This is a genomic window from Bradyrhizobium sp. BLXBL-01 (genome assembly GCF_051853025.1).
Taxonomy (GTDB): domain Bacteria; phylum Pseudomonadota; class Alphaproteobacteria; order Rhizobiales; family Xanthobacteraceae; genus Bradyrhizobium.
Map to the genome: position 1 here is coordinate 4,098,087 of NZ_CP182471.1, position 21,368 is coordinate 4,119,454.

The 21,368-nt window shown below is 63.6% G+C and carries 20 protein-coding genes and 1 tRNA gene; 8 read left to right on the forward strand and 13 right to left on the reverse strand.

Annotation, left to right across the window (positions count from 1 at the left end; all coding sequences use genetic code 11):
- Window positions 1-703 precede the first annotated feature (703 nt).
- Complete coding sequence (locus ACNJYA_RS19050; protein WP_439367384.1) at window positions 704-1,366, forward strand: hypothetical protein; 663 nt, start codon at window positions 704-706, stop codon at window positions 1,364-1,366.
- A gap of 12 nt (window positions 1,367-1,378) precedes the next feature.
- Here the strand turns inward: ACNJYA_RS19050 and ACNJYA_RS19055 are convergent, their stop codons facing one another.
- A complete protein-coding gene (locus ACNJYA_RS19055) occupies window positions 1,379-1,549 on the reverse strand; it encodes a hypothetical protein (RefSeq protein ID WP_212257138.1) in 171 nt (56 codons plus the stop codon).
- A gap of 178 nt (window positions 1,550-1,727) precedes the next feature.
- Window positions 1,728-1,892: a type II toxin-antitoxin system HicB family antitoxin gene (locus tag ACNJYA_RS19060; protein WP_306557882.1), complete on the reverse strand. Its 165-nt coding sequence runs from the start codon at window positions 1,890-1,892 to the stop codon at window positions 1,728-1,730.
- A gap of 231 nt (window positions 1,893-2,123) precedes the next feature.
- Here ACNJYA_RS19060 and ACNJYA_RS19065 point away from each other — a divergent pair, with 231 nt between their 5' ends.
- Window positions 2,124-3,500, forward strand: coding sequence for a DUF6056 family protein (locus ACNJYA_RS19065; RefSeq protein WP_439367385.1), 1,377 nt, complete (start codon window positions 2,124-2,126; stop codon window positions 3,498-3,500).
- A gap of 569 nt (window positions 3,501-4,069) precedes the next feature.
- On the opposite strand, the gene ACNJYA_RS19070 is transcribed toward ACNJYA_RS19065, so the two are convergent.
- Both ACNJYA_RS19070 and ACNJYA_RS19075 read right to left on the reverse strand, forming a co-directional pair.
- Complete coding sequence (locus ACNJYA_RS19070; RefSeq protein ID WP_164936882.1) at window positions 4,070-4,228, reverse strand: hypothetical protein; 159 nt, start codon at window positions 4,226-4,228, stop codon at window positions 4,070-4,072.
- 255 nt (window positions 4,229-4,483) lie between these two features.
- Complete coding sequence (locus ACNJYA_RS19075; protein WP_260379229.1) at window positions 4,484-4,678, reverse strand: hypothetical protein; 195 nt, start codon at window positions 4,676-4,678, stop codon at window positions 4,484-4,486.
- Between the two features lie 365 nt (window positions 4,679-5,043).
- Between ACNJYA_RS19075 and ACNJYA_RS19080 the strand changes: the two genes are divergently transcribed.
- Complete coding sequence (locus ACNJYA_RS19080; protein ID WP_172783739.1) at window positions 5,044-5,256, forward strand: hypothetical protein; 213 nt, start codon at window positions 5,044-5,046, stop codon at window positions 5,254-5,256.
- Window positions 5,257-6,728: 1,472 nt separating this feature from the next.
- Here the strand turns inward: ACNJYA_RS19080 and ACNJYA_RS19085 are convergent.
- The 3 genes from ACNJYA_RS19085 to ACNJYA_RS19095 all read right to left on the reverse strand — a co-directional run bounded on the left by ACNJYA_RS19085 (window position 6,729) and on the right by ACNJYA_RS19095 (window position 10,613).
- Window positions 6,729-6,804: transfer RNA gene (locus ACNJYA_RS19085), tRNA-Lys, on the reverse strand.
- A 319-nt stretch (window positions 6,805-7,123) separates the two neighbouring features.
- Entirely contained in the window at window positions 7,124-9,793 is a 2,670-nt protein-coding gene (locus ACNJYA_RS19090) for a glycosyltransferase (RefSeq protein ID WP_172783742.1), read from the reverse strand.
- 232 nt (window positions 9,794-10,025) lie between these two features.
- Complete coding sequence (locus ACNJYA_RS19095) at window positions 10,026-10,613, reverse strand: beta-1-3, beta-1-6-glucan biosynthesis protein (RefSeq protein WP_172783743.1); 588 nt, start codon at window positions 10,611-10,613, stop codon at window positions 10,026-10,028.
- A gap of 330 nt (window positions 10,614-10,943) precedes the next feature.
- On the opposite strand from ACNJYA_RS19095, the gene ACNJYA_RS19100 reads away from it, so the two are divergent.
- Window positions 10,944-12,503: a glycoside hydrolase family 17 protein gene (locus ACNJYA_RS19100; protein ID WP_257187430.1), complete on the forward strand. Its 1,560-nt coding sequence runs from the start codon at window positions 10,944-10,946 to the stop codon at window positions 12,501-12,503.
- On the opposite strand, the gene ACNJYA_RS19105 is transcribed toward ACNJYA_RS19100, so the two are convergent.
- Window positions 12,463-12,843 carry a hypothetical protein gene (locus ACNJYA_RS19105; RefSeq protein WP_439367492.1) on the reverse strand — a complete coding sequence of 127 codons (381 nt, stop codon included), beginning with the start codon at window positions 12,841-12,843 and terminating at the stop codon, window positions 12,463-12,465. The two genes, ACNJYA_RS19100 and ACNJYA_RS19105, sit on opposite strands and share 41 nt — an antisense overlap.
- A gap of 153 nt (window positions 12,844-12,996) precedes the next feature.
- Between ACNJYA_RS19105 and ACNJYA_RS19110 the strand changes: the two genes are divergently transcribed.
- On the forward strand, window positions 12,997-13,143 hold the full coding sequence (locus ACNJYA_RS19110; RefSeq protein WP_172783745.1) for a hypothetical protein: 147 nt from the start codon (window positions 12,997-12,999) through the stop codon (window positions 13,141-13,143).
- 32 nt (window positions 13,144-13,175) lie between these two features.
- On the opposite strand, the gene ACNJYA_RS19115 is transcribed toward ACNJYA_RS19110, so the two are convergent.
- The 3 genes from ACNJYA_RS19115 to ACNJYA_RS19125 form a co-directional block, all read right to left on the reverse strand.
- Window positions 13,176-13,331: a hypothetical protein gene (locus ACNJYA_RS19115; RefSeq protein WP_172783746.1), complete on the reverse strand. Its 156-nt coding sequence runs from the start codon at window positions 13,329-13,331 to the stop codon at window positions 13,176-13,178.
- A gap of 91 nt (window positions 13,332-13,422) precedes the next feature.
- On the reverse strand, window positions 13,423-13,863 hold the full coding sequence (locus tag ACNJYA_RS19120) for an MgtC/SapB family protein (protein ID WP_439367387.1): 441 nt from the start codon (window positions 13,861-13,863) through the stop codon (window positions 13,423-13,425).
- Window positions 13,864-13,975: 112 nt separating this feature from the next.
- Window positions 13,976-15,352, reverse strand: a complete 1,377-nt coding sequence (locus ACNJYA_RS19125; RefSeq protein WP_439403378.1) for a hypothetical protein — start codon at window positions 15,350-15,352, stop codon at window positions 13,976-13,978.
- A gap of 175 nt (window positions 15,353-15,527) precedes the next feature.
- Between ACNJYA_RS19125 and glmU the strand changes: the two genes are divergently transcribed.
- On the forward strand, window positions 15,528-16,883 hold the full coding sequence (glmU, locus tag ACNJYA_RS19130) for a bifunctional UDP-N-acetylglucosamine diphosphorylase/glucosamine-1-phosphate N-acetyltransferase GlmU (RefSeq protein WP_439367389.1): 1,356 nt from the start codon (window positions 15,528-15,530) through the stop codon (window positions 16,881-16,883).
- Window positions 16,884-16,956: 73 nt separating this feature from the next.
- Here glmU and ACNJYA_RS19135 read toward each other — a convergent pair whose 3' ends face one another.
- A complete protein-coding gene (locus ACNJYA_RS19135) occupies window positions 16,957-17,880 on the reverse strand; it encodes a LysR substrate-binding domain-containing protein (protein ID WP_439367390.1) in 924 nt (307 codons plus the stop codon).
- A 112-nt stretch (window positions 17,881-17,992) separates the two neighbouring features.
- On the opposite strand from ACNJYA_RS19135, the gene ACNJYA_RS19140 reads away from it, so the two are divergent.
- Window positions 17,993-19,006: a zinc-dependent alcohol dehydrogenase family protein gene (locus tag ACNJYA_RS19140; protein WP_439367391.1), complete on the forward strand. Its 1,014-nt coding sequence runs from the start codon at window positions 17,993-17,995 to the stop codon at window positions 19,004-19,006.
- A 33-nt stretch (window positions 19,007-19,039) separates the two neighbouring features.
- Here the strand turns inward: ACNJYA_RS19140 and ACNJYA_RS19145 are convergent, their stop codons facing one another.
- Complete coding sequence (locus ACNJYA_RS19145; RefSeq protein ID WP_212257132.1) at window positions 19,040-19,258, reverse strand: hypothetical protein; 219 nt, start codon at window positions 19,256-19,258, stop codon at window positions 19,040-19,042.
- Between the two features lie 224 nt (window positions 19,259-19,482).
- Between ACNJYA_RS19145 and glmS the strand changes: the two genes are divergently transcribed.
- Window positions 19,483-21,309 (forward strand): glutamine--fructose-6-phosphate transaminase (isomerizing), encoded by a 1,827-nt coding sequence (gene glmS, locus ACNJYA_RS19150; RefSeq protein WP_439367392.1) that lies wholly within the window; start codon window positions 19,483-19,485, stop codon window positions 21,307-21,309.
- Window positions 21,310-21,368: the final 59 nt, after the last annotated feature.

A 21,368-nucleotide genomic window follows, 5' to 3' on the forward strand; every position in this document is an offset into this window, starting at 1 on the left:
TTGGTCTGTCAGGGAGAGGCTCGAGCCTTTCGGACCAGGTCAGTCGGCCGCGAGCCGCACGGGCTGGAGACAAGGTGCTGGATGCCAAGGCCCGGGTCGAGCGACGAACGACCGTGTCGCCCAAACGCGTTACGAGCCCGACAGGGCCAGGTTTGTAATCTGCGAGCGAAGGGCGAACAGACAGGCTCGGCGCATCGCGCCCGATCACAAGCCCGGTGCGCGAAGCGCCGTTCGGCGGATGGAGGAGCTGTTCGGAGGGCTGGACGAGGCGGAGAGCGCCTCAAAATGCGAAAACAACCCCATGCACAGTAGCTAAGTGCTTCTACCATAAGGCTCGGCTCTGCATCGGCGGAACGCGACCAGTGGGGCGGCTCTACGTCACGCCGCGTGTCTCGACGACGTGCCTCCGTTTGACCCGTCGGGCAAAACAGTGGTATTACGCCAACTTCGGAAAATCCGTTGTACGGTCTGGCCGCCGCGTTGCTCCTGCTCGATTGGCGATGGGCGGTGGTCGTACGGGCACCGTGCATAGATCCGTAATCGGCCGGGGCGCCGGGCCGTCTGCCGGCCGGGCCGCTAACGTGGAATTAATCCGAAAAGCTCACAATTTTAGACAGTTGTGTCGATGGGTGCTGCGTAAGGGAGGCGTCGCGAGGACGTTCCGGCGACGGCTTCCTGTCGCTCGCTCATTGAGGTCAAGAACGTGACCACGTCCTTCGAAACGCCAAGCTTCGCCGAAGAGCTCGACGCCGTCGCCCTTGCAGCCGCAGCAGGCGCGCATGAACAAGCAGGCCCGGAAGCGCCAACGCCGCCGATCAGGCCCCGCCGCAAAACGGTCCTGCCGCTGGCGGTATGTGCCCTGGCCATCAACGGCGCAGCGGCGATCTATACGTCGCCCTCCGGCCTGCCGTCACTGAATGTTGCCAGCCTGGCTGAACTGCTGCCGCGGAAGGAGGCGCCGGCGCCGAAGCCGGATCCGGTCGTTGCCGCCTTGAGAGAGATTCAGTCGGCGCAGCAGCAGCACACGGCTTCGCTGCAGGAGAACAACCAGGCCCTGCAGCAGAATGCGGCCTTGTTGCAGCAGGATTCACTGATGCTGCTGTCGCTGCGGCAGAGCATCACGGACGAGCGGGTCGACGTGAAGAAGATCTCGTCGCAGCTGTCGACGCTGATCGCCAAGGTCGACTCCCTGCAGAATGTGATGATGTCGGACGTCACGTCGTCCATTCGACGAGCGAATGCGCGCTACGGACTCTCCGCCGCGATGCGCAAACGGATGGTGCGGGAGCCGAAGCCTCTGGGGCCGGTGTCGATCGGAGGGGCGCCGTTGAGCGTGCCGGCTGCGGTGGCGGCTCCGGAGAGCTGAGGACTGGTCGCGCTAGGCGGCATGCTCCTCGAACGAGGTGTAGACCAGGCCTGTGGGATCGACGACCTGAACGTCCCAGCACCCGTCCTCGACCAGCTCCCTGGCCTTCTTGAGCGCGGCGGCGAGTGACGACCGCTTGAGACTGACGACTCCCGCCGTGTCGAAACCGTTGATTTCAAACATGCCGTTCCTCCGGTTTTGGGGAGCGTACACGTTTCCGGCGGGTTGTCAGCGGGTTTTGTGAGGCTCGTACTGGCAGGGCGCAGCTTCCCGCAGATGCGTTTTTCATAGGAACTAACCGGCCGCCGCGCGTCGCAAATGTGAAGGGACGGGGATCGGGCGATGATCTTCCTCGGCAGCTTCAATCCAACACGCGATTGCATCCTGCACGTTCTGCACCGCTTCGAATTCGGTTGGCACCGTCGGACATGCAGCCGGGAAGGTCGGGCACGGTCGCAACAATGCCGCCGCCGTCTTCCTCCGACAGCGGCTCGATGATGATCTTGTAGTGCGCACGCTCGCCCATCTGGTCTCAATCTCGCAGAAACGCCCAGCAGTCACGAGCGATGGGTTTCGCAAAGGGCTCAACCCATCCCACGTGCTGAGGCCGCGGTCATGAAAGCCGCTTGCTCACCCAGGACGTTGCATCTAGCGATGACTGCAATTCTTCGGTAAATTTGGGTCGAACTTGGGAGCGATTATGGGGCGGCTACGTGATCGGGTTCGTTGGCCATGGGTCGTTGCCGGCGTCGTCCCCATGCTTTTCGTGCTCTTTTTCATAGCGTTGGGCGCATTTGCGGACCCGCAACACGACGACTTCTGTTTCTCATACCGGTATCTTGAAGAAGGGCTGTACGTTTCGCTGATGCGATTATACGGGGAGTTGGGCGGACGCGTCCTCCCCTATGTTCTCATCGAAGTGCCCGCGATCATCGCGCAGGCGACGGGCGTAAGCCTCCTTTTTGCATACTCCCTGACAATGATGACAGGCGTGATCCTGTTCGTCATCGGCTGCATGATCGCCATTTGGCGCGCGTGGCCGCGACTTCGCGGGTTGCCCTCGCTATTTCTCGGCATCGCCTTCGCCGCCGCAATCATCGGTGCTTCGCCGAGTGTAAGCGAACTGCTCTACTGGCTTCCGGGGGTCGCGTGTTACGTTCCGCCGGCGATCATCTGCATCCTGATCCTCGGGGAATGCGTTCGCGCACTGGACAACGAGGCCGATTTTTCGGCGTCTGCGATTATCTGGATGGCTGTCGGGGCCTTCATTGCGGGATTGTGCAACGAGTTTACGACCCCGTGGATCGTCGCCATTCTCATCGGCTCCGCGTTCGCGCGTCGCATGTTGGAGCGGAGAATGCAGATCGGTTGCCATCTGCTCATCGCTGTCGCCGCCTTGGCAGGTTGGACAATTGTCGTGACGGCAAGCGGCAATGGCTCCCGCATGTCGCAGATGACAAATGCCGGCCTGTTCGGCCATTCGCTGCTCGAGGCGTTCCGCTTTGGTCTTGCGCAGCTGGGGCGATTCCTGCGCGACCCCGGGGTGATCGCCTGGCTGGTTGCCGTCGGCGCATTGACGCTTGCTGCCCCCCTACCGGACCGGCCCGATCATCCCCGCGCGCGGCTGCTGGCGCCCGGCCTGATGATCCTCTGCCTTGGATGCTGCTATTTCGAGTATTTTGTTCACTACTACTCGACAGGTATTCGCCTTGTCGAGCGAGCGCAAAATCAGGCGCTGATTCTGCTGCTCTTCGGTTCGGGACTGAGCGTTTCACTGCTGGTCCGGACCTATCGCCAAGAGCTCGAGCAATTGCTTTCCAAGAGGGGCATGCTTCTACCGCTCAATTCGACGGCGTTGCCGCTTGCCCTGGCCGTCGTCGTGGCGGCCTCGCTCCTGCTCGGCAGGACGGGCCGTCTGGTGTATGCCGAGGCATCGAGCCTCTATCCCTACTGGCGTGAGACGGTCGCGCGCCACAAACGCCTCTCCACGACACCTGACTCGGTCGTGATCGTGGCTCAGCACAGATGGAAACCGACCCTCTTGCTGATAGCCGACGTGATGGTGAACAAGGGATGCGTCGCCAGATATTTTGGGAAGACCGATTTTATCGTCGTTGAAGCACCCTCGGAATGAGTGCTGCCACGGCGACGGCCGGATTTGTGGCTCTGCAGCAGCCTAAAGCGCGATGAGGTTTGGATGAATCCCTAGATGCGGGAGCTGAAGTCTCTGGGGCCGGTTTCGGTCGGAGGGGTGCCGTTGAGCATGCCGGCCGTGGTGGCGGCGCCGGAAAGCTGAAGGCACGTCAAGCAAAGCAGTTGGGAGGTAGCGCGGTAACTTGATCCGAAGTTCACGCTGACGGGCTTATAGCGCCGAGGTGGACGCGCGCAGCCAGGTAACAACGGTGAGCGCGATTGGATTGGTGGACTGTCGTCGCAATCGAAGTTTCAGTTGCTGGGCCTTGGCCTCCAGCCGTATTCCTGATGCGAAATCGTGGCGGTGATGTCGGCCTCTTTGTCTGCCGAGAGGCGCCAGGCTGCCACTCCGAAGCACAACGTCAAGATCAGGGCCGTCGCAAGCAGAAGCATCGAGACGAAATGGCTCACGCGCGTCACCAGCGGTTGGGAACTACGAGAGAGCGAACACGAGTTGCCGATTCGGAAAATACAGACGCGCTGACCTAAACGACCGATTTCCACATCCAGTCACACAGGACCAAAGGCGCTCACGATCCCGATCGTGATCGGGACCAGCGCGACGATTGTCCATAAAGCGGGCGAACTGGAAGATAGACCGGCGAAAAAGATCAAGAGACCGAAGCCCACGAGGGCCGCCGAGATGGCATAGGCGAGTGCTTTTTCCATCGTTCGATCCACGAGGAAACGGGATGGATTGCGCTTGTAGGACTCACCGCCGGTCGAAACGTTCCTATGCTCAGCTGGATCAGCGGTGCAATGGCAACGTTTGGAGCTTAGCTCAGCATGCCGACTGCAACTGCAACTCCGAAGGCTGGAGGCACCAAATCACTTGGCCATAAATCTCTTGGCCATAAATCTCTTGGCCATGAATCACTTGGCCATGACTGCGCCAGTCTGGCACGGGATCAGCGGCGCGCGCCTCTAAGGTGAAGACGGGTTAGTCCCGGTCTTCCGCTCAAGCAGCGCCATTTCAACCTGGTCAGCAAGGACCGTGAGGTGGCGCGCAAGCCGGTCGAACACTTCGCGCTTGGCTGGATCGGTAGCCAAGTCGCGGATCAGGGCGCATTCGGCCGCATCTTTGCGGAGTTTCTCGATCTGCGCCAGATAATCCTTCATCGGCAATTCGCTCCGTTCTGCGCAAACGGAACGTACAGCCAATGTTCGAAAGCGAACAGACGTGATTGCCAAACTTTCCTAGTCTTCGCTGGCTTTGGCCTTCCCCAAAAAGGTCAAGCACCTCCAGCGGCCCCGGCCTCCACACCCCAAAAGCCCCCACGGTCGGGGCCGTCATGGGGCGCTACGCCCGATCTACGATCCCACGCGCAAAGCCCGTGTCTCCAAGCAATTCGCATCGCGCGACCTGCGACAACCGCGCAACACTTTCCACTGGAACTGGCTGCTCGCGAGTGCATTTTTCGATTGCATGGTTTTCCCTGTTATCTGTTATCTCGGTCGGCTCGGGGTGACGGAGGGGGCGTACTATGAGCACTTACGATCGCACCGCTGTTCTGAAACAGCGTTTCGACGAGCTCGCTTCCGGGCTTTCCGAATTGCAAGATCTGCGCTCGCGCGTATTCGCGGCCGAGCAAAAGCAAGAGAGGCAAAGTCCCGAGGGCAAGCCGCCCCCGACGATTCGCAAGAGTGCCAAACCTAAATCGCGATCAGCAGAAACCGATCGACCGAAGAGGCGCTAGGCGCGGCCCCCGGTTCACGCTTCAAGAACAAGGGCCGCTGCTCTGGAACAGCGGCCCTACCGGGTTACAATAGATCCGAGATAAAATTTGCCAGCCCCGGTAACGACATGGTTCGTCCGTTCCTGCATCAACAAATGTGAATCCAAAGGAACGGCCCCGAGCGTCGCGGGGCTGGCTGCGGACACACCGGGGCCGCCCGACGCACCATTCAGTCTGGCACGCCAGGGATATCGTCTGCTCAAACATTCGAGCGGGGTGTCTCAAAAGATACCGACCAGAAATTAAATTTCCTAGGGGTACAGAACCAGCCCCAACTCGAATGCGAAGAACCGGGATGAATCCAGGAGGGCCTCAGGTGCGGCAACGCGAACGACGGCCGGTGAACACGTTCGATTGCGGCTGGCGAGAAAGGAGACCGCAACCATTGGGACCGCCGGCTCACGCTGGCGGGCCACTGTCATTCGTCGCAGGTGGCCTCTCGACGCGCGAGGGCATCAGCAGACGTAGCAATTGCTCAGCTCGCTCCTTGGTCAGATTGGCCGCCATGTCGGTCCCGATCAGTGCTGGGCCCTTGCGTTCTCGATCGTAGACCATCCAACCTTTGCCTCCCATTCGAATGAAAAATCGGCTTTGCGACGGAACCTCGTCAGTCAATGAAGCATGCTCCCGGTTTGCCCAGCACTCACAGGGAGCGGCATTCATCTTTGTAGCTTCAATCGCATATGTGAATCGTTTCGGGAAAAAGTGGCACCGTCTCTTTCTTGGCGCTAACCTTGCGCGATACGTGAGTCGGGGGATTCATGGATCGGAAGCCCATTGAGAGCATGTGTCTCGAAGAGCTGTGGCGACTGCACACCCTGGTCAATGATGTTCTGGCTGAGAGGCTTGCGGCGAAGAAGCAAGAGCTAGAACGACGACTGCAGCTCCTTAACCGCGAAGGCAAAGCTCCCCATTGAGGCCGTCGCAATCGGCTCGCCGGTTCACGCTGGCGGCTAGCCGCTCGGGAGAACCGTCACTGCCGGCGCGAACCGTTCCGAGAATGTTGCGGCCTTTGCATCCCGTGCTGCGGAAAGGGCGGCCGAGATAAACGTGGAACATCCGATGGTTGCTAGCGCGAGGAGTGCCGCACCGATAATCAGGCTACGCATTCCACTCTCCCTTCAACGGGCGTTACGATCACAGCATCGGATTGCATTGTTTCAGTTTCGCTTCGTTGGGCGCCTAAAATGGCTTCGTACACGCGGCCGTGAATGCGCTGAACCAGAAGCCAGTAGACCAGCACACGGCGCAATCCCACCTCGCGCTACTTGCCGTCGTGGCTGTGAAGAAGTGCCGTCACAACGACGGCCCTTCTTCCTTTGATTGCGAACGGCGTCGCTTCACGCGCGCGCTCCAGCAGATGACAACGAACAACACGGCGGCGACGGCGACCTGACCAGCGAACGCGACAAGCTTTAAATTGCGGCTAAGTTTGGTGAGCGCGCTGGGGCTCGAACCCAGGACCCCGTGATTAAAAGTCACGTGCTCTACCGGCTGAGCTACGCGCTCCCATGGCCGCTGATGGCTAAGATAAGAGATCGCCATCGTGTTCGGACATTCGAGAGGCATGTCTTGCCGCTTCGCTGAAAATCGCGTTGCGGGGAAAACCGGTTGTTTCCGGATCATGCCTTCGGCACGGGCTGTGTAGGGGGAGTGGCAGCGGAGGTCAATAGTGCGGGTGGCTGCCGAAGATCGCGGCAGGAGCTGGGATTTGCTTGGGCTATCCGTCGCTTAGGCCAAAATTCTCACCTCAATTGGCGGCCGGTCATCCACGCCGAAGACCATGTGACTTCTAAGCACGAGGTCCGAAGACCGGCGTGGAGCCGGATCAGTTCGTCTCCCGCCGTACCTCGCTCGGCACAGGCTGCGGCGTGCCGGTCGGGTGGGGCAGCGCGACCGGGCGCAGGCCGATCAGCTCGGCGGTGCGGATCGCGCTATCGCGCCAGAACTGGAACGAGTTGATGCGGCTGAGCTCGAGGATGGCGATCGCGACGGCGGCCAGGAACGGCAGGCTCTGCAGCACCAGGACGCCGGCGAAGATGTAGATCTCGGTGATCTGGCGGAAGCTGTTGGAAGCGACCAGGACGCCGGCGCCAACGATGAGCAGGATGCCGATCACGGCCTCCCAGAAGGCCTGGAACTCGATCGACATCCTGCTAAGGCCGCCCTTGGAGGTGCGGGCGAAGGCGATGTGCTCGGTGATCAGGCCCTGCGCCACCGCGCGCGACACCGTCCATTGCACGCTCATCGCCGCGATCATGGCACCCAGCATCTGGCCGGGCTTGATGGCGACGCGGGCGCGGTACATCGACAGGAAATGCACCAGCGAGACGACGAAGGCGCCGATGATCGGCAGCGTCAGGATCTTGTCGGGGATGGCGATGTCGGCGAAGGCGACGATCGGCACCCAGACGAGGTTGAGCAGCGCCACGACCACGCCGAGGCTTTCGGCGCCCAGCCAGTTCAGCCAACCCAGGCCATATTCGCGCTTCTGGTCGGGCGTCAGCCGGCTCGCACCGGGCAGGAAGCGGCGCCAGTGCTTCTTGACGATCTGCAGGCCGCCATAGGCCCAGCGGTGCCGCTGCTTCTTGAAGGCCTCGTAGGTGTCGGGCAAGAGGCCCGCGCCGTAGCGGGTGTTGGTGTAGTGGGTGGTCCAGCCGAGCTCCTGGATCGCAAGGCCGAGATCGCTATCCTCGCAGATCGTGTCGCTCGACCAGCCGCCGGCCATGTCCATCGCGGCGCGGCGGATCAGGCACATCGTGCCGTGCACGATGACGGCGTTGAGCTCGTTGCGCTGGACCATGCCGATGTCGAAGAAGCCGGCATATTCGCCGTTCATGATGTAGTGCATGATCGACAGATCGCCGTCGCGATGCTCCTGCGGCGCCTGCACCAGGCCGACGCGCGGGTCGGCGAAGGCGGGCACGAGGTCCTTCAGCCAGTCGGGCTCGACGACGTAATCGGCATCGAGGATGCCGATGATCTCGGCATCGGCCGCGGTGCGGTCCATCGCGATGCGCAGTGCGCCGGCCTTGAAGCCTTGCACCTTCTCGGCGTTGATGAATTTGAAGCGTTCACCGAGCGCGCGGCAATGGTCCTGGATCGGCTGCCAGAAGGCGGGATCCGGCGTGTTGTTGATGATGACCACGCATTCGTAGTTCGGATAGTTCAGCCGCGACAGCGCATCCAGCGTCTGCTTCAGCATCTCGACCGGCTCGAAATAGGCCGGGATATGGATCGAGACCTTGGGGCAGTAATTCTCGGGCACGTTCTCGACCGGCTTGTCCTTCGTGATCAGCCGCTGCGGCGGCCGGCCGAAGGCGACCGCGGCGATCTCGTCGATGCGCGCCATCGCGATGAGGACGAGCGGAACAAGGAGGATCATGCCGAGCGTCAGCGCGAAGGCCGAGCCGAAGATGAAGTAGTGGCTGTTCCAGAACGCGAACACGGTCGCGGCCCAGGCGCCGACGCCATTGGCGGTCGCCGACAGCAGGAAGGCCTGCCTGGCGGTCGCTTTCTCGATCCGCAGGATCGGCAGCGACAGCAGCACGCCGACCAACAGCGCGATGCCCATCAGCTTCCAATAGTCGGGATTCTCCACTGGGCCGGTCCAGGCGAATTTCGGCTCGCGGCTGGCATTGAGGACGCCCCAATACGGACCGACGCCGCCTTCGAAGAATTTCCAGGGCTGATCGATGGCTTCGACGATGTTGTATTCCATGCCGATGGCTTCGGCGCGGCTGACGAAGTTGCGCAGCACCAGCGCCTGCTGGAACGGGCCGGGATCGGCGTTGCGCAGATTGTAGCCCTGGCTCGGCCAGCCGAACTCGGCGATCACGATGCGCTTGCCGGGGAACAGGTTGCGCAGCAGGTTGTAGCGGTCGACGGCCTGGTCGACCGCCTGGTCCGAGCGGAAGTTTTCCCAGTAGGGCAGCACGTGCGCGGCGATGAAATCGACACTGGAGGCGAGCTCGGGATTGTCGCGCCAGATGTTCCAGATCTCGCCGGTGGTGACGGGCACGCGGACCGAGCCCTTCACCTTCTTGATCATGTCGATGAGGTCTTCGACCTTCTGCTCGCCGCGGTAGATCACCTCGTTGCCGACGACGACGCCGACGACGTTGCTGTTCTTGCGGGCGAGCTCGATGGCGGCCTTGATCTCGCGCTCGTTGCGATCCTTGTCCTTGTCGATCCAGGCGCCGACGGTGACCTTGAGGCCGAACTCCGCCGCGATCGGCGGCACCAGCTCGACGCCGCCCGTGGACGAATAGAGGCGGATCGCGCGCGTCATGGTCGACAGCGTCTTCAGGTCGGCGCGGATTTTCTCGACCGTCGGGATGTTGTCGATGTCGGGGTGGGCCGAGCCTTCGAACGGCGCGTAGGAGACGCTGGGCAACAGGCCTTTGAAATCAGGTGCAGGTTCCCTGTCGCGCAGGACTCCCCATACGCCTGCATGGAGCGCAGACACGAGCAACAGAACGGCGGCGACAACGCGCATCGCGGCTAAACCAATAGGGGCTGAGGTGGCAGGGAAGCGGATCTGACCCCGAGATCCGACCGTGTCCGCGGCAAAGGAAGCATACCTCTGCCGCGCGGTTTCACAACTGTCATGGCCTCATGTCCTTATGAGGGCATGCCTTTTCGAACGACGCGCGGCAGTGCCAACCGTGTCTATGGCCGATCGTTCCTGAACGGCAGCTGAAACGACCAGAGCTATTTAAGAGCTCGGGCTATTTCGCCGGCGCCGGGGACGGGCTGGCCGCAGGCGAGGGGCTCGCCGCCGGCTGCGGCTGCGCATTGGCGGCTGGCGCTGCCGGCTGAGAGGCCGCGGCCGCCGCCTGCTGCGGCTGGGCGGCCGGGTTGATCCAGCACGCGTGCACGCGGCTGTCCAGGGTCTCGGCCACCTTGGGATCGATCTGGCCGCCGAAGCGGGTCAGGCAGCGGAACGCGGCCTGGATGTGGCCGCCGGGACAGCCGAAGCGGTCGTAGAGGTCGAGATGGCGAAACGCGGTATCGAGGTCATCCCGCCACATCAGCCGCACCACGCGCCGGCCGAGCCAGACGCATTCGGGATTGCCGGCCGGGCCGTTGATGACCTGGGCGGCTTCCGCGAACTCGTCGGTGCGGCGCTGATTCTGGGCGGCGTCCTTGGCGGCGTCGGCGGGCTGGGCGGCCGCCTTGCCCTGGTCGGGGGCCGGCGTGCCGCTCTGGGCCGAGGCGCCGCCAACACCGATCAGAACGAGCAGGCAGGATACGGCCAAGGTGGCGGCGAACTGCCGCAGGACCGCATTTCGTGACTCGAACACCCGTTGCCGCATGAATTCCCCAATGTATCCGCTGGCCGTCCGCGTCAGGAGCCCCGCGGACGCGCCAGCTGATGGCGTCCAAATGGGTCTCCAATGCGGCGGAAAAGTCTTTCGGAGTCCATGACCTGTATTTCGAATTTTGTCCAGCAAAGTCACGATCCTAGATCACGGTCGAACGGCCGCAGGTAAATTCCTTTGGGGGCGCGAAGGGGTCCACCGGGGGTGCCCCCTTGGCAGACGGCGTGCGAGAAGGTAATCGACGGCCCTTCGCGGAGGACGGAACCGATTTCTCTTCGTACGCCACTGGCGCTTCTGCTCGTCTCACTGGGTGCGATCGCTGCCGTGTGGTGGTGGCTTGCCACGCCGATCACGCTCGCGCGCGCCCCGATCGACCCCGCCGACAAGGTTCAATGCGTCTCCTACGCGCCGTTCCGCGGCGAGCAGTCGCCGCTGGACGCATGGACCCATATCGAGGCTGACCAGATCGAGCAGGACCTGCGCCAGCTCAAAGAGATCACCGACTGCGTCCGCACCTATTCGATGGAGAACGGGCTCGACCAGGTGCCGGCGATCGCCGCCAAGGTCGGCGGGCTGAAAGTGTTGCAGGGCATCTGGCTCTCCAGCAACCGCACCAAGAATTTCGAGCAGGCCGGGCTCGCCATCCGCCTCATCAAGCAATTCCCCGAAATCATCACCGCCGTCATCGTCGGCAACGAGGTGCTGCTGCGCGGTGAGATGACGACGGCAGACCTCGTCTCCCTCATCCGCCTGGTCAAGACCCAGGTCAGCGTGCCCGTCACCTATGCCGATGTCTGGGAATATTGGCTGAAGAACCGCGAGGTCTATGACGCGGTCGATTTCGTCACGATCCACATCCTGCCTTATTGGGAGGACTTCCCCATCAAGGCGAAGTTCGCCTCCGCCCATGTCGAGGCGATCCGCGAGCGCATGGCGGTGGCGTTTCCCGGCAAGGAGATCCTGATCGGCGAAACCGGCTGGCCGAGCGCGGGGCGCATGCGCGACGGCGCGCTGCCCTCGCGCGCCAACCAGGCGCGTGTCGTCTCGGAAATCCTGAGCCTTGCGAAGGCACAGAAGTTCCGCGTCAACCTGATCGAGTCCTACGACCAGCCGTGGAAGCGCAGGCTGGAAGGCACCGTCGGCGGCTATTGGGGCCTGTATGACTCGGTGCGCCGCAGCCTGAAATATCCGCCGGGCGAGCCGATCAGCAATTTCCCGTACTGGAAATGGTACATGGGCGCGGGCATGGGCCTTTCCGTGCTGGTGTTCGCGGTCGCGGTGATCACGCTGCGCCGGCGGCCGTGGACGCCGCGCTTCCCGGCCTGGCTCGGCGTCGGCATCTCGGCGACGACGGCGGGGAGCCTGCTCGGGATCGGCGCCGACAAGATGTATTACGAGAGCTACGGGATCGGCGGCTGGCTGCTCTGGGGCGCGCTGCTGCTGGCCGGCATCCTGTCACCGATCTTCTGCGCGCAGGCGATGGTGATCGGCCGCAGCCTGCCGACCTTCCTCGACCTGCTCGGCCCGCGCGAGGGCCGGAAATGGTCGAAGCTCACCGCCGTGCTCGGCCTGACGCTGGCGGTGACGGCGGTGATCGCGGCCGCGACCGCGCTCGGCTTCGTGTTCGACCCGCGCTACAAGGATTTTCCCTACGCCGCGCTGACGATGGCGGTGGTGCCGTTCGCGCTTTTGATGTTGAACCGGCCGCAGATCGGCCAGCGTCCGATCGCCGAAGCGGTGTTCGCGGGGGTGCTGGCGCTGTCGGCCGTGTACGTGCTGTTCAACGAAGGCCGCGACAATTGGCAGTCGCTGTGGACCTGCGCGATCTATCTGTTGTTCGCCCTCACGCTGTGGCGGGCGCGGGCCGAGCAAAGCCAAGAATGAGCAGGCCAATCGCAAGGCCCGACAGCACGACATTGTAGAGCACGATGCCAAGGCCGGCCGCGATGAGGCCGACCGTGAGCAGCACGATCGAGGGCCGCATCAGGTTCAGCGTTGCGACCACCAGCGCGACGATGCCGAACACCGAATTCTTGAACAGAACGGTCGAGACCGCCCGCGACTTGCAGACCAGCGTCTGCAGCCCGGCGTCGCAGGCGAGCGCGACCTGCGAAAGCTCGATCGCGAGATAGCGCACGTAGAGCGCACAGCCGACGGTGACGAATCCGACCACGAGCAGGAACTGCACCTGGTAGGGCGTGAGGCGGAAGGGCTTCTTTGTCATGGCGGCAATATGGTCGGGAAGGCGCGGGCAGGCAACAGGGCAGGCGATGTTTCTGTTGATCCGGCGGGCCCGCGCATCGTCCAGGAACACGCGAGCATCCCGCCGGTTCTGAACATGGTGTCGCCCAACGCAATTGCCGTCGAGGAGTGAGGCATGGACAAGCCGACGCAGCAGCAGCTGAGCGAGCTCAAGAGGCTCAGCAAGGAGGCGCGGGTGGAGGATTGGTCGGAAATCGTCCAGTCCAAGGACGAGGCGGAGATGCGCATCCGCGATCTGAAGGAAAAGGCGCGGATGGAATAGGTCATCGCCTGCGCCAAAGCGATCAAGCGCAATCAGCTGCGACCTTGCGTGTTCCGGCTCTGCTCCGCCAGCCGGCGCTCGTATTTTTCAGCCAATGCGAGCAGTCGCTTCCGGATGTGGGGGTCGGCGCGGTCGGCCAGTTCGCGGATCAACGCGAGTTGCTCCCGCAGAAAGTTCGCGTCCGTCATCTCCGCTCCGAATCGAATTCGCCGCGGATAGTGCCTTCTTACGCGAACCTCCTCCGTATCATTTGGTATGTTCCGGCATGTCCCTGGCGCCCTATTTCAAGCCCAGCCGGCGCTCGACCCAGCCGAGAGCGAACAGCACGAGCAGCGTCACCGCGATCGCGGCGCCGACCAGCAGCCACGCGCCGAGTGCGCAGGCGATGCCGAGGCCGGCCGCAATCCACACGGTTGCGGCCGTGGTGAGGCCGTGAACCGTCTTCGCCTTGCTGTCGTGCAGGATGACGCCTGCGCCGATGAAGCCGACACCGGTCAATACGCCGGCAACGACGCCCTGGATGACCCTGGAGATCGCATCCGGGTGGTCGCGCAAATTCTGGAACTCGATCACGGAGATCGACACCAGGGCGGAGCTGAGAGCGACCAGCGCGAGGGTTCGCATTCCCACCGGCTTGTCGTTCATGTCACGGTCGATGCCGATCAGGAGGCCCGTACCTGCGGCGACGAGCAGCCTCAGCACATCATCAAGTTCGTTCATCGAATTCCGCAAAGCTAGGAAAGGCGGGGCGCCGTGAAAGAACGCAAACCCGTTGCAAAAGGCCAGCGTCCGATCGCCGCATGCAAGCGGCTTTCGTCGCGGACAGGGCGTTCTAGCGCCTGAAGAACGACGACAGCGTCGATGTCGCCGACGCGGTCTCCGGCTTGGCCGGCGCCGGCTGCGCCGCGGGTGGGGGCGCGGGCTCCTCGCGCTTCGAGGAGCGCTTTGACGAATAGCTGCGGCGGCGCTTGTCCGGCTTCTCGGGCTTTGCACTCGGCGCCGGCGCGGTTTCGGCTTGCGGAGCGGCGTCCTGGTTCTTCTCGGAGCTCTTGTCCTGAACCCTATCTTGGGATTTCTCTGGTCCCTTGTCCGGCGTCTTCTCCGAGCCGCGCATCGACAGGCGCTGGCCGTCGAACACGGTGGTCTCGCAGTGACGGTCGCTGCTCTCGGCGAGGCTCGCGCAGAATTTTGCGGCGGCGGCGGCGTTGACCAGAGGGCCGGCACCGAGGCGGAGCTGCATGCCGAGGCCGGTGGTGCCTTCCTTGATCATGATGATCGGCCGCAGCGCTGCGATTTCCGGGTTGGACTTGGTCACGCCGCGCCAGAGCGCGCGCAGGCCGTCGATCGAATTGGCGCCGCCGAGATCGATCGCAAAGCGCGTCTGCTGAACCGCGATGGCAGGGGCTTCGGTCTCGGCTGCGTCCGGCGCTTTCGTTGTTGCCACGACGATTTCGGCCGCGGCGGGTGCCGGCTCGGTCTTCTTCTCGGCGGCCTTCTCAGCCGGCTCGGGTTGAATCAGTATCGATGCGGCCTGATCCGGCGGGGCCATGAGCGACTTGGCGGGCACCAGCGGAATGGTCGGCAGCGCCGAATTCGTGACTGGATTCTGCTGCACGAGCGAGGCAGCGGCCGCGGTCTGCGGCGGCATGCTCGGCGGCTCCTTCAACGCTTCCTTCGGAGTGTCCTTCTGAGAATCCTTCTGAGCATCCTTGGCGGCTTCGGTGCGCGGCTTCTCGCCCGCCGGCGCCGGCGTCGAGGCGACCGGCGCGATGCTGGGCGCTGGTGCTGCGTCCTGCGGCTTCGCGCCCGGCGGTGTGGCGGCCTGTTTGGCAATGGCGCCGGTGACGGAATCGAGCCCTTGCTCCAGCACCGTGACGCGCGAATACAGCCGGTCGCGGTCGCTGTTCAGCGTTTCGATGGCGGCGGCGAGCCGGCGCGCTTCGTTCTGGCTTTCCTTGGTCAGCAGCTGCAGCCGGTCGGCCTGGCGCACGAGATCGGCGGACGCAACCTGGTCGCGCCGCCAGCCGAGCTGGGCCTGGTTGGCCATCACGGCAACGACGACGGCGCCGACGGCCGCCACGCCCCACGAGCCCAGCCGCCACATCAGGCGCCGGTCGAAGGCGCTTTCCTCTGCCAAAAGTCCGGAGAACAGCCCGCCGGTCTCCTTGGTGGAGAAGGCATCCGCCAGTGGGTCGGAATCCTTTGCCATGAATGTTAAGCGCCCAGCCCTGTCCGGCTTCCCCGAATCAATCAGGGAACATTAACAGGAAAAGCGCGCCGCACTTGAATTCCGGGCGTTTGCGGGGGTAGCTAGGCGATAGCTTCCGAGGGCCTCGCCGCCCGTCCGCACCAATTTTGATTCGGCCATAGCTGTCAGGATTTCAATGACCGCCCGTTCCAGCCTTACGATCGTGCTCGCCGCCGGCGAAGGCACGCGCATGCGATCGAGCCTGCCGAAGGTGCTGCATCCGGTCGCTCACCAGAGTTTGCTCGCCCATGTGCTCGCCGCCGCACCCAAGGGAACCGGCACCTCGCTCGCGGTCGTGATCGGCCCCGATCATCAGGCAGTCGCCGACGAGGCCAAGCGTATCCGCCCCGACGCGCTGACCTTCGTGCAAGCCGAGCGGCTCGGCACCGCGCATGCGGTGCTGGCGGCGCGCGAGGCGATCGGGCGCGGCGTCGACGATCTCCTGATCGCGTTCGGCGACACGCCGCTGATCTCGGCCGAGACCTTTGCGCGGCTGCGCGCGCCGCTCGCCCGCGGCGCCGCGATCGCCGCGCTCGGCTTTCGCGCCGCCGATCCGACCGGCTACGGCCGCTTCATCGTCGAGGGCGACCGCCTGGTTGCGATCCGCGAGCAGGCCGACGCCAGCGCGGACGAGCGCAAGATCGATTTGTGCAATGCCGGCGTGATGGCGATCGACGGCCGCCGTGCGCTCGACATTCTCGGGCAGATCGGCAATGCGAATTCCAAGGGCGAATATTATCTGACGGATGCGGTCGAAATCGTCCGCAGGCAGGGATGGGAGGCCGTGGTGATCGAGACCAGCGAGGACGAAGTGCGCGGCATCAACACCAAGGCGCAGCTCGCGGAAGCGGAAAGCGTGATGCAGGCGCGCTTGCGCAAGGCGGCGATGGAGGCCGGCGTCACGCTGATCGCACCCGAGACGGTGTATCTGTCCACTGACACCGTGTTCGGCAAGGACGTCACCATCGAGCCGTTCGTCGTGATCGGTCCCGGCGTGTCGATCGCGGACGGCACGGTGATCCATTCGTTCTCGCATATCGTCGAGACCACGCTCGGCAAGAAGGTCTCGATCGGTCCCTATGCACGATTGCGGCCCGGCACCTCGCTCGGCGACGGCGCGCGCATCGGCAATTTCGTGGAGACCAAGGCGGCGACGCTGGAGGCCGGCGTCAAGGTCAACCATCTCTCCTATATCGGCGACGCCACCGTCGGCGCCAATTCCAACATCGGTGCCGGCACCATCACCTGCAACTACGACGGCTTCAAGAAGCACAAGACGGTGATCGGGCAGGGCGCCTTCGTCGGCACCAACTCCTCGCTGGTCGCTCCGGTGACGATCGGCAAGGGCGCCTATATCGGCTCGGGCTCGGTGATCACGAAGGACGTACCCGACGACGCGATGGCGCTGGAGCGCAACCAGCAGACCATCCGCGAAGGCGGCGCGGCGCGCTATCGCGAGCTGAAGACCGGCGGCAAGAAGCCGGAGAAGTGATCCTCGTCAAGACGGAGTTCTAACTAAGGGAATGCGGGCTGGATCACGGAACTGCAAGGAGCGCTTGATCTGCTCAGTGCGCTGCATCCGGCCGAGCTAGCCTGGCCGGCATGCACTGTCTCAGCTCGTTCACCGCCACGCGGACTCTTGAAGGCGTATGTGCCGCCTGGGACCACACGGCGTAGACAGAGTTGCCGAGAGCTCGGTGGTCATTGAGAACCCTAACGAGTTGACCTGATTGGAGACGGCTGTCGACCAACCAGGTCGGAAGGCAAGCGATCCCAGCGCCATCCACCGCAGCCTCGGCCACGGCCTCCAGGTCGTCCAGCCGAATACGGCCGCCGACGGCAAATTCGATCACGGCACCGTCCTTCGTCGCGAACCGCCAGGGCTCGGCGCGCCCGCCACGACGGGCATAGGGTAGACAATCGTGGCTTGGGAGCTCGCTTAGATCGGATGGGCAGCCCCGCGTCGCGAGGTAGGTCGGCGCTGCGCACACCGCCATGTCGAATGCGTCGAGGCTGCGCGCGATCAGTCCGGCACGGTCGGGCAAAGGCCCGATCCGCACGGCCAAATCGATCCGTTCTTCGACGAGATCGACAAGATGGTCGGCGAACCGGAGATCAAGCTCCATGGAGGGGTGCCGACGGGTCAGCCCGACCAGGATGGGCGCGACGCAGAGCCGACCCAGCAAGACTGGAGCGCTAACGCGGAGCACCCCTGTTGGCGAGCGATCACTGCCACCCAACGCCGCTTCGGCCGCTTGGATATCGGCCAGAATGCGTTGGCAGCGCTCATAGAAGCTCTGGCCCTCGTCGGTCAGGCTTTGCGCGCGGGTTGTACGGTTGAAGAGGCGGACGCCCAGCCGCTCCTCCAGGCGGGCGATCGTCTTGCCGACCGCTGATCTGGTGAGACCGAGTTGTTCAGAGGCGCGCGCGAAACTGCCGGAATCCGCGACCTGCACGAAAACGGAAATTCCGCTCAAACGATCGACCATGGCTGCCTCAGGAGAAGATCTATCGCCATTGAACGGACAAATGACCGCCAATGCGGACGTCTGAACCCCAATATAGATCACCTTCGGAGCGTGCGACAGGTTGGAGAGCGCGATGAAGACTTGGCAGGTTCGAGGGCCTGGACGCGATTGTCTGAAGCTTGCAGAGATCCCCAGGCCGTCGCCCGGTACTGGCGAGGTGTTGGTGCGCGTGCACGCTGTGTCACTCAATTATCGAGATCGCCTCTCGATCGACAACAACGGCTATGCGAGCCACGGCCTGCCGTTCACGCCTTGCTCCGATCTTGCCGGAGAAATCGAGGCCTTGGGCGCTGGCGTGTCGCGCTTCACCATGGGCGAGCGGGTGATCAACAATTTCAACACGGACTGGATGGACGGTCCGCCCCCGCGCATCGCCGGCGTGGTGGCGAGCTTCGGGGGACCGGTGCCGGGTGTGCTGGCTGAGTACGTGGTCGTCCCCGAGGCTTGGCTGGTCAAGGCGCCCGAGAGCTTGTCGTACGCAGAGGCGAGCACCCTGCCGTGCTGCGGGCTCACCGCATGGACCAGCCTTGTGGAGCTTGGGCGAATACGGCCTGGCGAGATCGTGGTGGTTCAGGGTACGGGTGGCATGTCGATCTTCGCGATCCAACTCGCCGCAGCCGCCGGTGCAGAGGTGATCGTCACCTCGAGCAGCGACGCCAAGCTCGCGCGGGCCAAGGCACTTGGGGCGCGGCACGGAATAAACCGAACCACGAGTCCGGACTGGGCCGCGGCAGTGTTGGAGCTCACAGGCGGACGGGGCGCCGACCATATTCTGGAGATGGCTGGCGGCGACAACCTCGCAAATTCGGTGAGGGCCATCGCGCCGGGAGGCCGCATCTCCTTGATTGGCGTGATTGACAGCTTCAACTCCAGCTTTCCCTCAGTGCCCGCCATCTTGGCGCAGGCGACGATCCAGGCCATTTACGTGGGACATCGGCGCGGGCTCCAGGACTTGGTGCGCGCGGTTGACCGGATCGGCCTGAAGCCGGTGATCGAAGCCGAGTTCGAGTTCGCCGACTTCCTCTCAGCCCTCGATGTTTTCGCCCAGGGCCCGTTTGGCAAAGTCGTCATCACCGTTGGACGGTGATCAAGCAGGCGATGCACGGGACGCTGCGAGAGGCTATTCGTCGTCGGCGAATTCGGAGAAGATCGCGCGGGTCAGGCGCCAGCCGCGCGGCTTGGCGCGCTTCGCCGGCTCGCCTTCGGGATGCTTGATGAAAAGGGGCTTGTTCTCTTTGCCGCGCAGCGGCGGCGGCCAATGCGCAAGGTGCGTGCCCGTGGTCTCGCTGGCGCGCAGATACGTCGACGACAAACCTTTGCGGTCGGACGAGCCCTTCATGACTTTTACTCTCCTGGACGGAAATCGTTGGCCAAATTCGTTGACAAGAGGTTAATCTGCGCGGTTTAAGGCCGGCCAATTCGACGCAGGCGAAAGCAGAGGTCGCGGGCCAGTGCTGTCTCAATCAGCAATAATTATTGAGTATCTGGTTCCCTGGGATTTTCGCTAAAAACCGAGCGCGTCGTTTAGGCGATTTTTCGACGATTTGGGGGATAGTGGTCCGCATGTGCGGGATTGTCGGCATTCTCGGGCGCGAGCCGGTTGCAGAGCAATTGGTGGATTCGCTCAAACGTCTCGAATATCGCGGCTACGATTCCGCGGGCGTCGCCACGCTCGAAGGCAAGCACCTCGAGCGCCGCCGCGCCGAGGGCAAGCTGAAGAACCTGGAGAAGCGGCTGGAGGCCGAGCCGCTCAAGGGCACCACCGGCATCGGTCACACCCGCTGGGCCACCCACGGCAAGCCGACCGTCAACAACGCCCATCCGCACGCGACCGAGCGCGTCGCCGTGGTCCACAACGGCATCATCGAGAATTTCCGCGAGCTGCGCGAGGAGCTCGAAAAGAAGGGCACGGTGTTCCACACCGAGACCGACACCGAGATCGTGCTGCATCTCGTCGACGATTTGCTCACGCGCGGCAACAAACCCGTGGAAGCGGTGAAGCTGACGCTGGCGCGCCTGCGCGGCGCCTTCGCGCTCGGCTTCATCTTCGCCGGCGACAACGACCTCATGATCGGCGCCCGCAACGGCCCGCCGCTGGCGATCGGCTATGGCGACGGCGAGATGTATCTCGGCTCGGACGCCATCGCGCTCGGCCCGTTCACCGACACGATCAGCTATCTCGAGGACGGCGACTGGGCGGTGCTGACCCGCAAGAGTGCAACGATCTTCGACAAGGACGGCCATGCCGTCCAGCGCGACAAGATCAGGCACGCCGCCTCGACCTCGCTGGTCGACAAGGCCAATTACCGCCACTTCATGGCCAAGGAGATTCACGAGCAGCCGGAGGTGGTCGGCCACACCCTGGCGCGCTACGTCGATATGGCGACCGAGCGCGTCGCGCTGCCGGTCAAGCTGCCGTTCGATTTCAAGAACATCCAGCGCATCAACATCACCGCCTGCGGCACCGCGAGCTATGCCGGCTTCGTCGCAAAATACTGGTTCGAGCGCTTTGCGCGCGTGCCGGTCGAGGTCGATGTCGCCTCCGAATTCCGCTACCGCGAGGCACCCTTGCGCAAGGGCGATCTCGCCATCTTCATCTCGCAGTCCGGCGAGACTGCCGACACGCTGGCGGCGCTGCGCTATGCCAAGGCCGAGGGTGTGCACACGATCGCCGTCGTCAACGTGCCGACCTCGACGATCGCGCGCGAGAGCGAGACCGTGCTGCAGACGCTGGCGGGACCCGAGATCGGCGTCGCGTCGACCAAGGCCTTCACGTGCCAGCTCATGGTGCTGGCAAACCTTGCGATCGCGGCGGGCAAGGCGCGCGGCGAATTGTCGGATGAGGACGAGACCAAGCTCGTCCACGGGCTCGTCGAGGTCCCGCGATTGATGGCGGACGCGCTCACCACCGAACTCCAGATCGAGAAGCTGGCGTACCGGATCGCCAAGTCGCGCGACGTGCTCTATCTCGGCCGCGGCACCAGCTTCCCGCTGGCGCTCGAAGGCGCGCTGAAGCTGAAGGAGATCTCCTACATCCACGCCGAGGGCTATGCCGCCGGCGAGCTCAAGCACGGGCCGATCGCGCTGATCGACGAGACCATGCCGGTCGTCGTCATCGCACCCCACGACCGCGTGTTCGAGAAGACCGTCTCCAACATGCAGGAGGTCGCCGCGCGCGGCGGCAACATCATCCTGATGACCGACGCCAAGGGCGCGGCGGAGGCGACCGTCGAATCGCTCGTCACCATCGTCATGCCCGACATGGCGGCAGCCTTCACGCCGATGGTCTATGCCGTCCCGGTGCAGCTGCTCGCCTATCACACGGCTGTCGTGATGGGGACCGATGTCGATCAGCCGCGCAATCTCGCGAAATCAGTGACTGTCGAATAGGCAATCGGGATATCGGTCGGCCGCAGTCTTCCAAAACCTGCTAGAAGACCCTAGCTTGT

Bases quoted from the DNA above. Each gene is read 5' to 3' on its own strand.
- ACNJYA_RS19080 (WP_172783739.1), top strand. From the start codon at position 5,044: ATGAGCACTTACGATCGCACCGCTGTTCTGAAACAGCGTTTCGACGAG.
- glmS (WP_439367392.1), top strand. From the start codon at position 19,483: ATGTGCGGGATTGTCGGCATTCTCGGGCGCGAGCCGGTTGCAGAGCAA.
- ACNJYA_RS19075 (WP_260379229.1), bottom strand. From the start codon at position 4,678: ATGAAGGATTATCTGGCGCAGATCGAGAAACTCCGCAAAGATGCGGCC.
- ACNJYA_RS19105 (WP_439367492.1), bottom strand. From the start codon at position 12,843: ATGACAAAGAAGCCCTTCCGCCTCACGCCCTACCAGGTGCAGTTCCTG.
- ACNJYA_RS19070 (WP_164936882.1), bottom strand. From the start codon at position 4,228: ATGGAAAAAGCACTCGCCTATGCCATCTCGGCGGCCCTCGTGGGCTTC.
- glmU (WP_439367389.1), top strand. From the start codon at position 15,528: ATGACCGCCCGTTCCAGCCTTACGATCGTGCTCGCCGCCGGCGAAGGC.
- ACNJYA_RS19055 (WP_212257138.1), bottom strand. From the start codon at position 1,549: ATGTTTGAAATCAACGGTTTCGACACGGCGGGAGTCGTCAGTCTCAAG.
- ACNJYA_RS19140 (WP_439367391.1), top strand. From the start codon at position 17,993: ATGAAGACTTGGCAGGTTCGAGGGCCTGGACGCGATTGTCTGAAGCTT.
- ACNJYA_RS19145 (WP_212257132.1), bottom strand. From the start codon at position 19,258: ATGAAGGGCTCGTCCGACCGCAAAGGTTTGTCGTCGACGTATCTGCGC.
- ACNJYA_RS19065 (WP_439367385.1), top strand. From the start codon at position 2,124: ATGCTTTTCGTGCTCTTTTTCATAGCGTTGGGCGCATTTGCGGACCCG.
- ACNJYA_RS19060 (WP_306557882.1), bottom strand. From the start codon at position 1,892: ATGGGCGAGCGTGCGCACTACAAGATCATCATCGAGCCGCTGTCGGAG.
- ACNJYA_RS19110 (WP_172783745.1), top strand. From the start codon at position 12,997: ATGGACAAGCCGACGCAGCAGCAGCTGAGCGAGCTCAAGAGGCTCAGC.
- ACNJYA_RS19120 (WP_439367387.1), bottom strand. From the start codon at position 13,863: ATGAACGAACTTGATGATGTGCTGAGGCTGCTCGTCGCCGCAGGTACG.
- ACNJYA_RS19135 (WP_439367390.1), bottom strand. From the start codon at position 17,880: ATGGTCGATCGTTTGAGCGGAATTTCCGTTTTCGTGCAGGTCGCGGAT.
- ACNJYA_RS19125 (WP_439403378.1), bottom strand. From the start codon at position 15,352: ATGGCAAAGGATTCCGACCCACTGGCGGATGCCTTCTCCACCAAGGAG.
- ACNJYA_RS19090 (WP_172783742.1), bottom strand. From the start codon at position 9,793: ATGCGCGTTGTCGCCGCCGTTCTGTTGCTCGTGTCTGCGCTCCATGCA.
- ACNJYA_RS19095 (WP_172783743.1), bottom strand. From the start codon at position 10,613: ATGCGGCAACGGGTGTTCGAGTCACGAAATGCGGTCCTGCGGCAGTTC.
- ACNJYA_RS19115 (WP_172783746.1), bottom strand. From the start codon at position 13,331: ATGACGGACGCGAACTTTCTGCGGGAGCAACTCGCGTTGATCCGCGAA.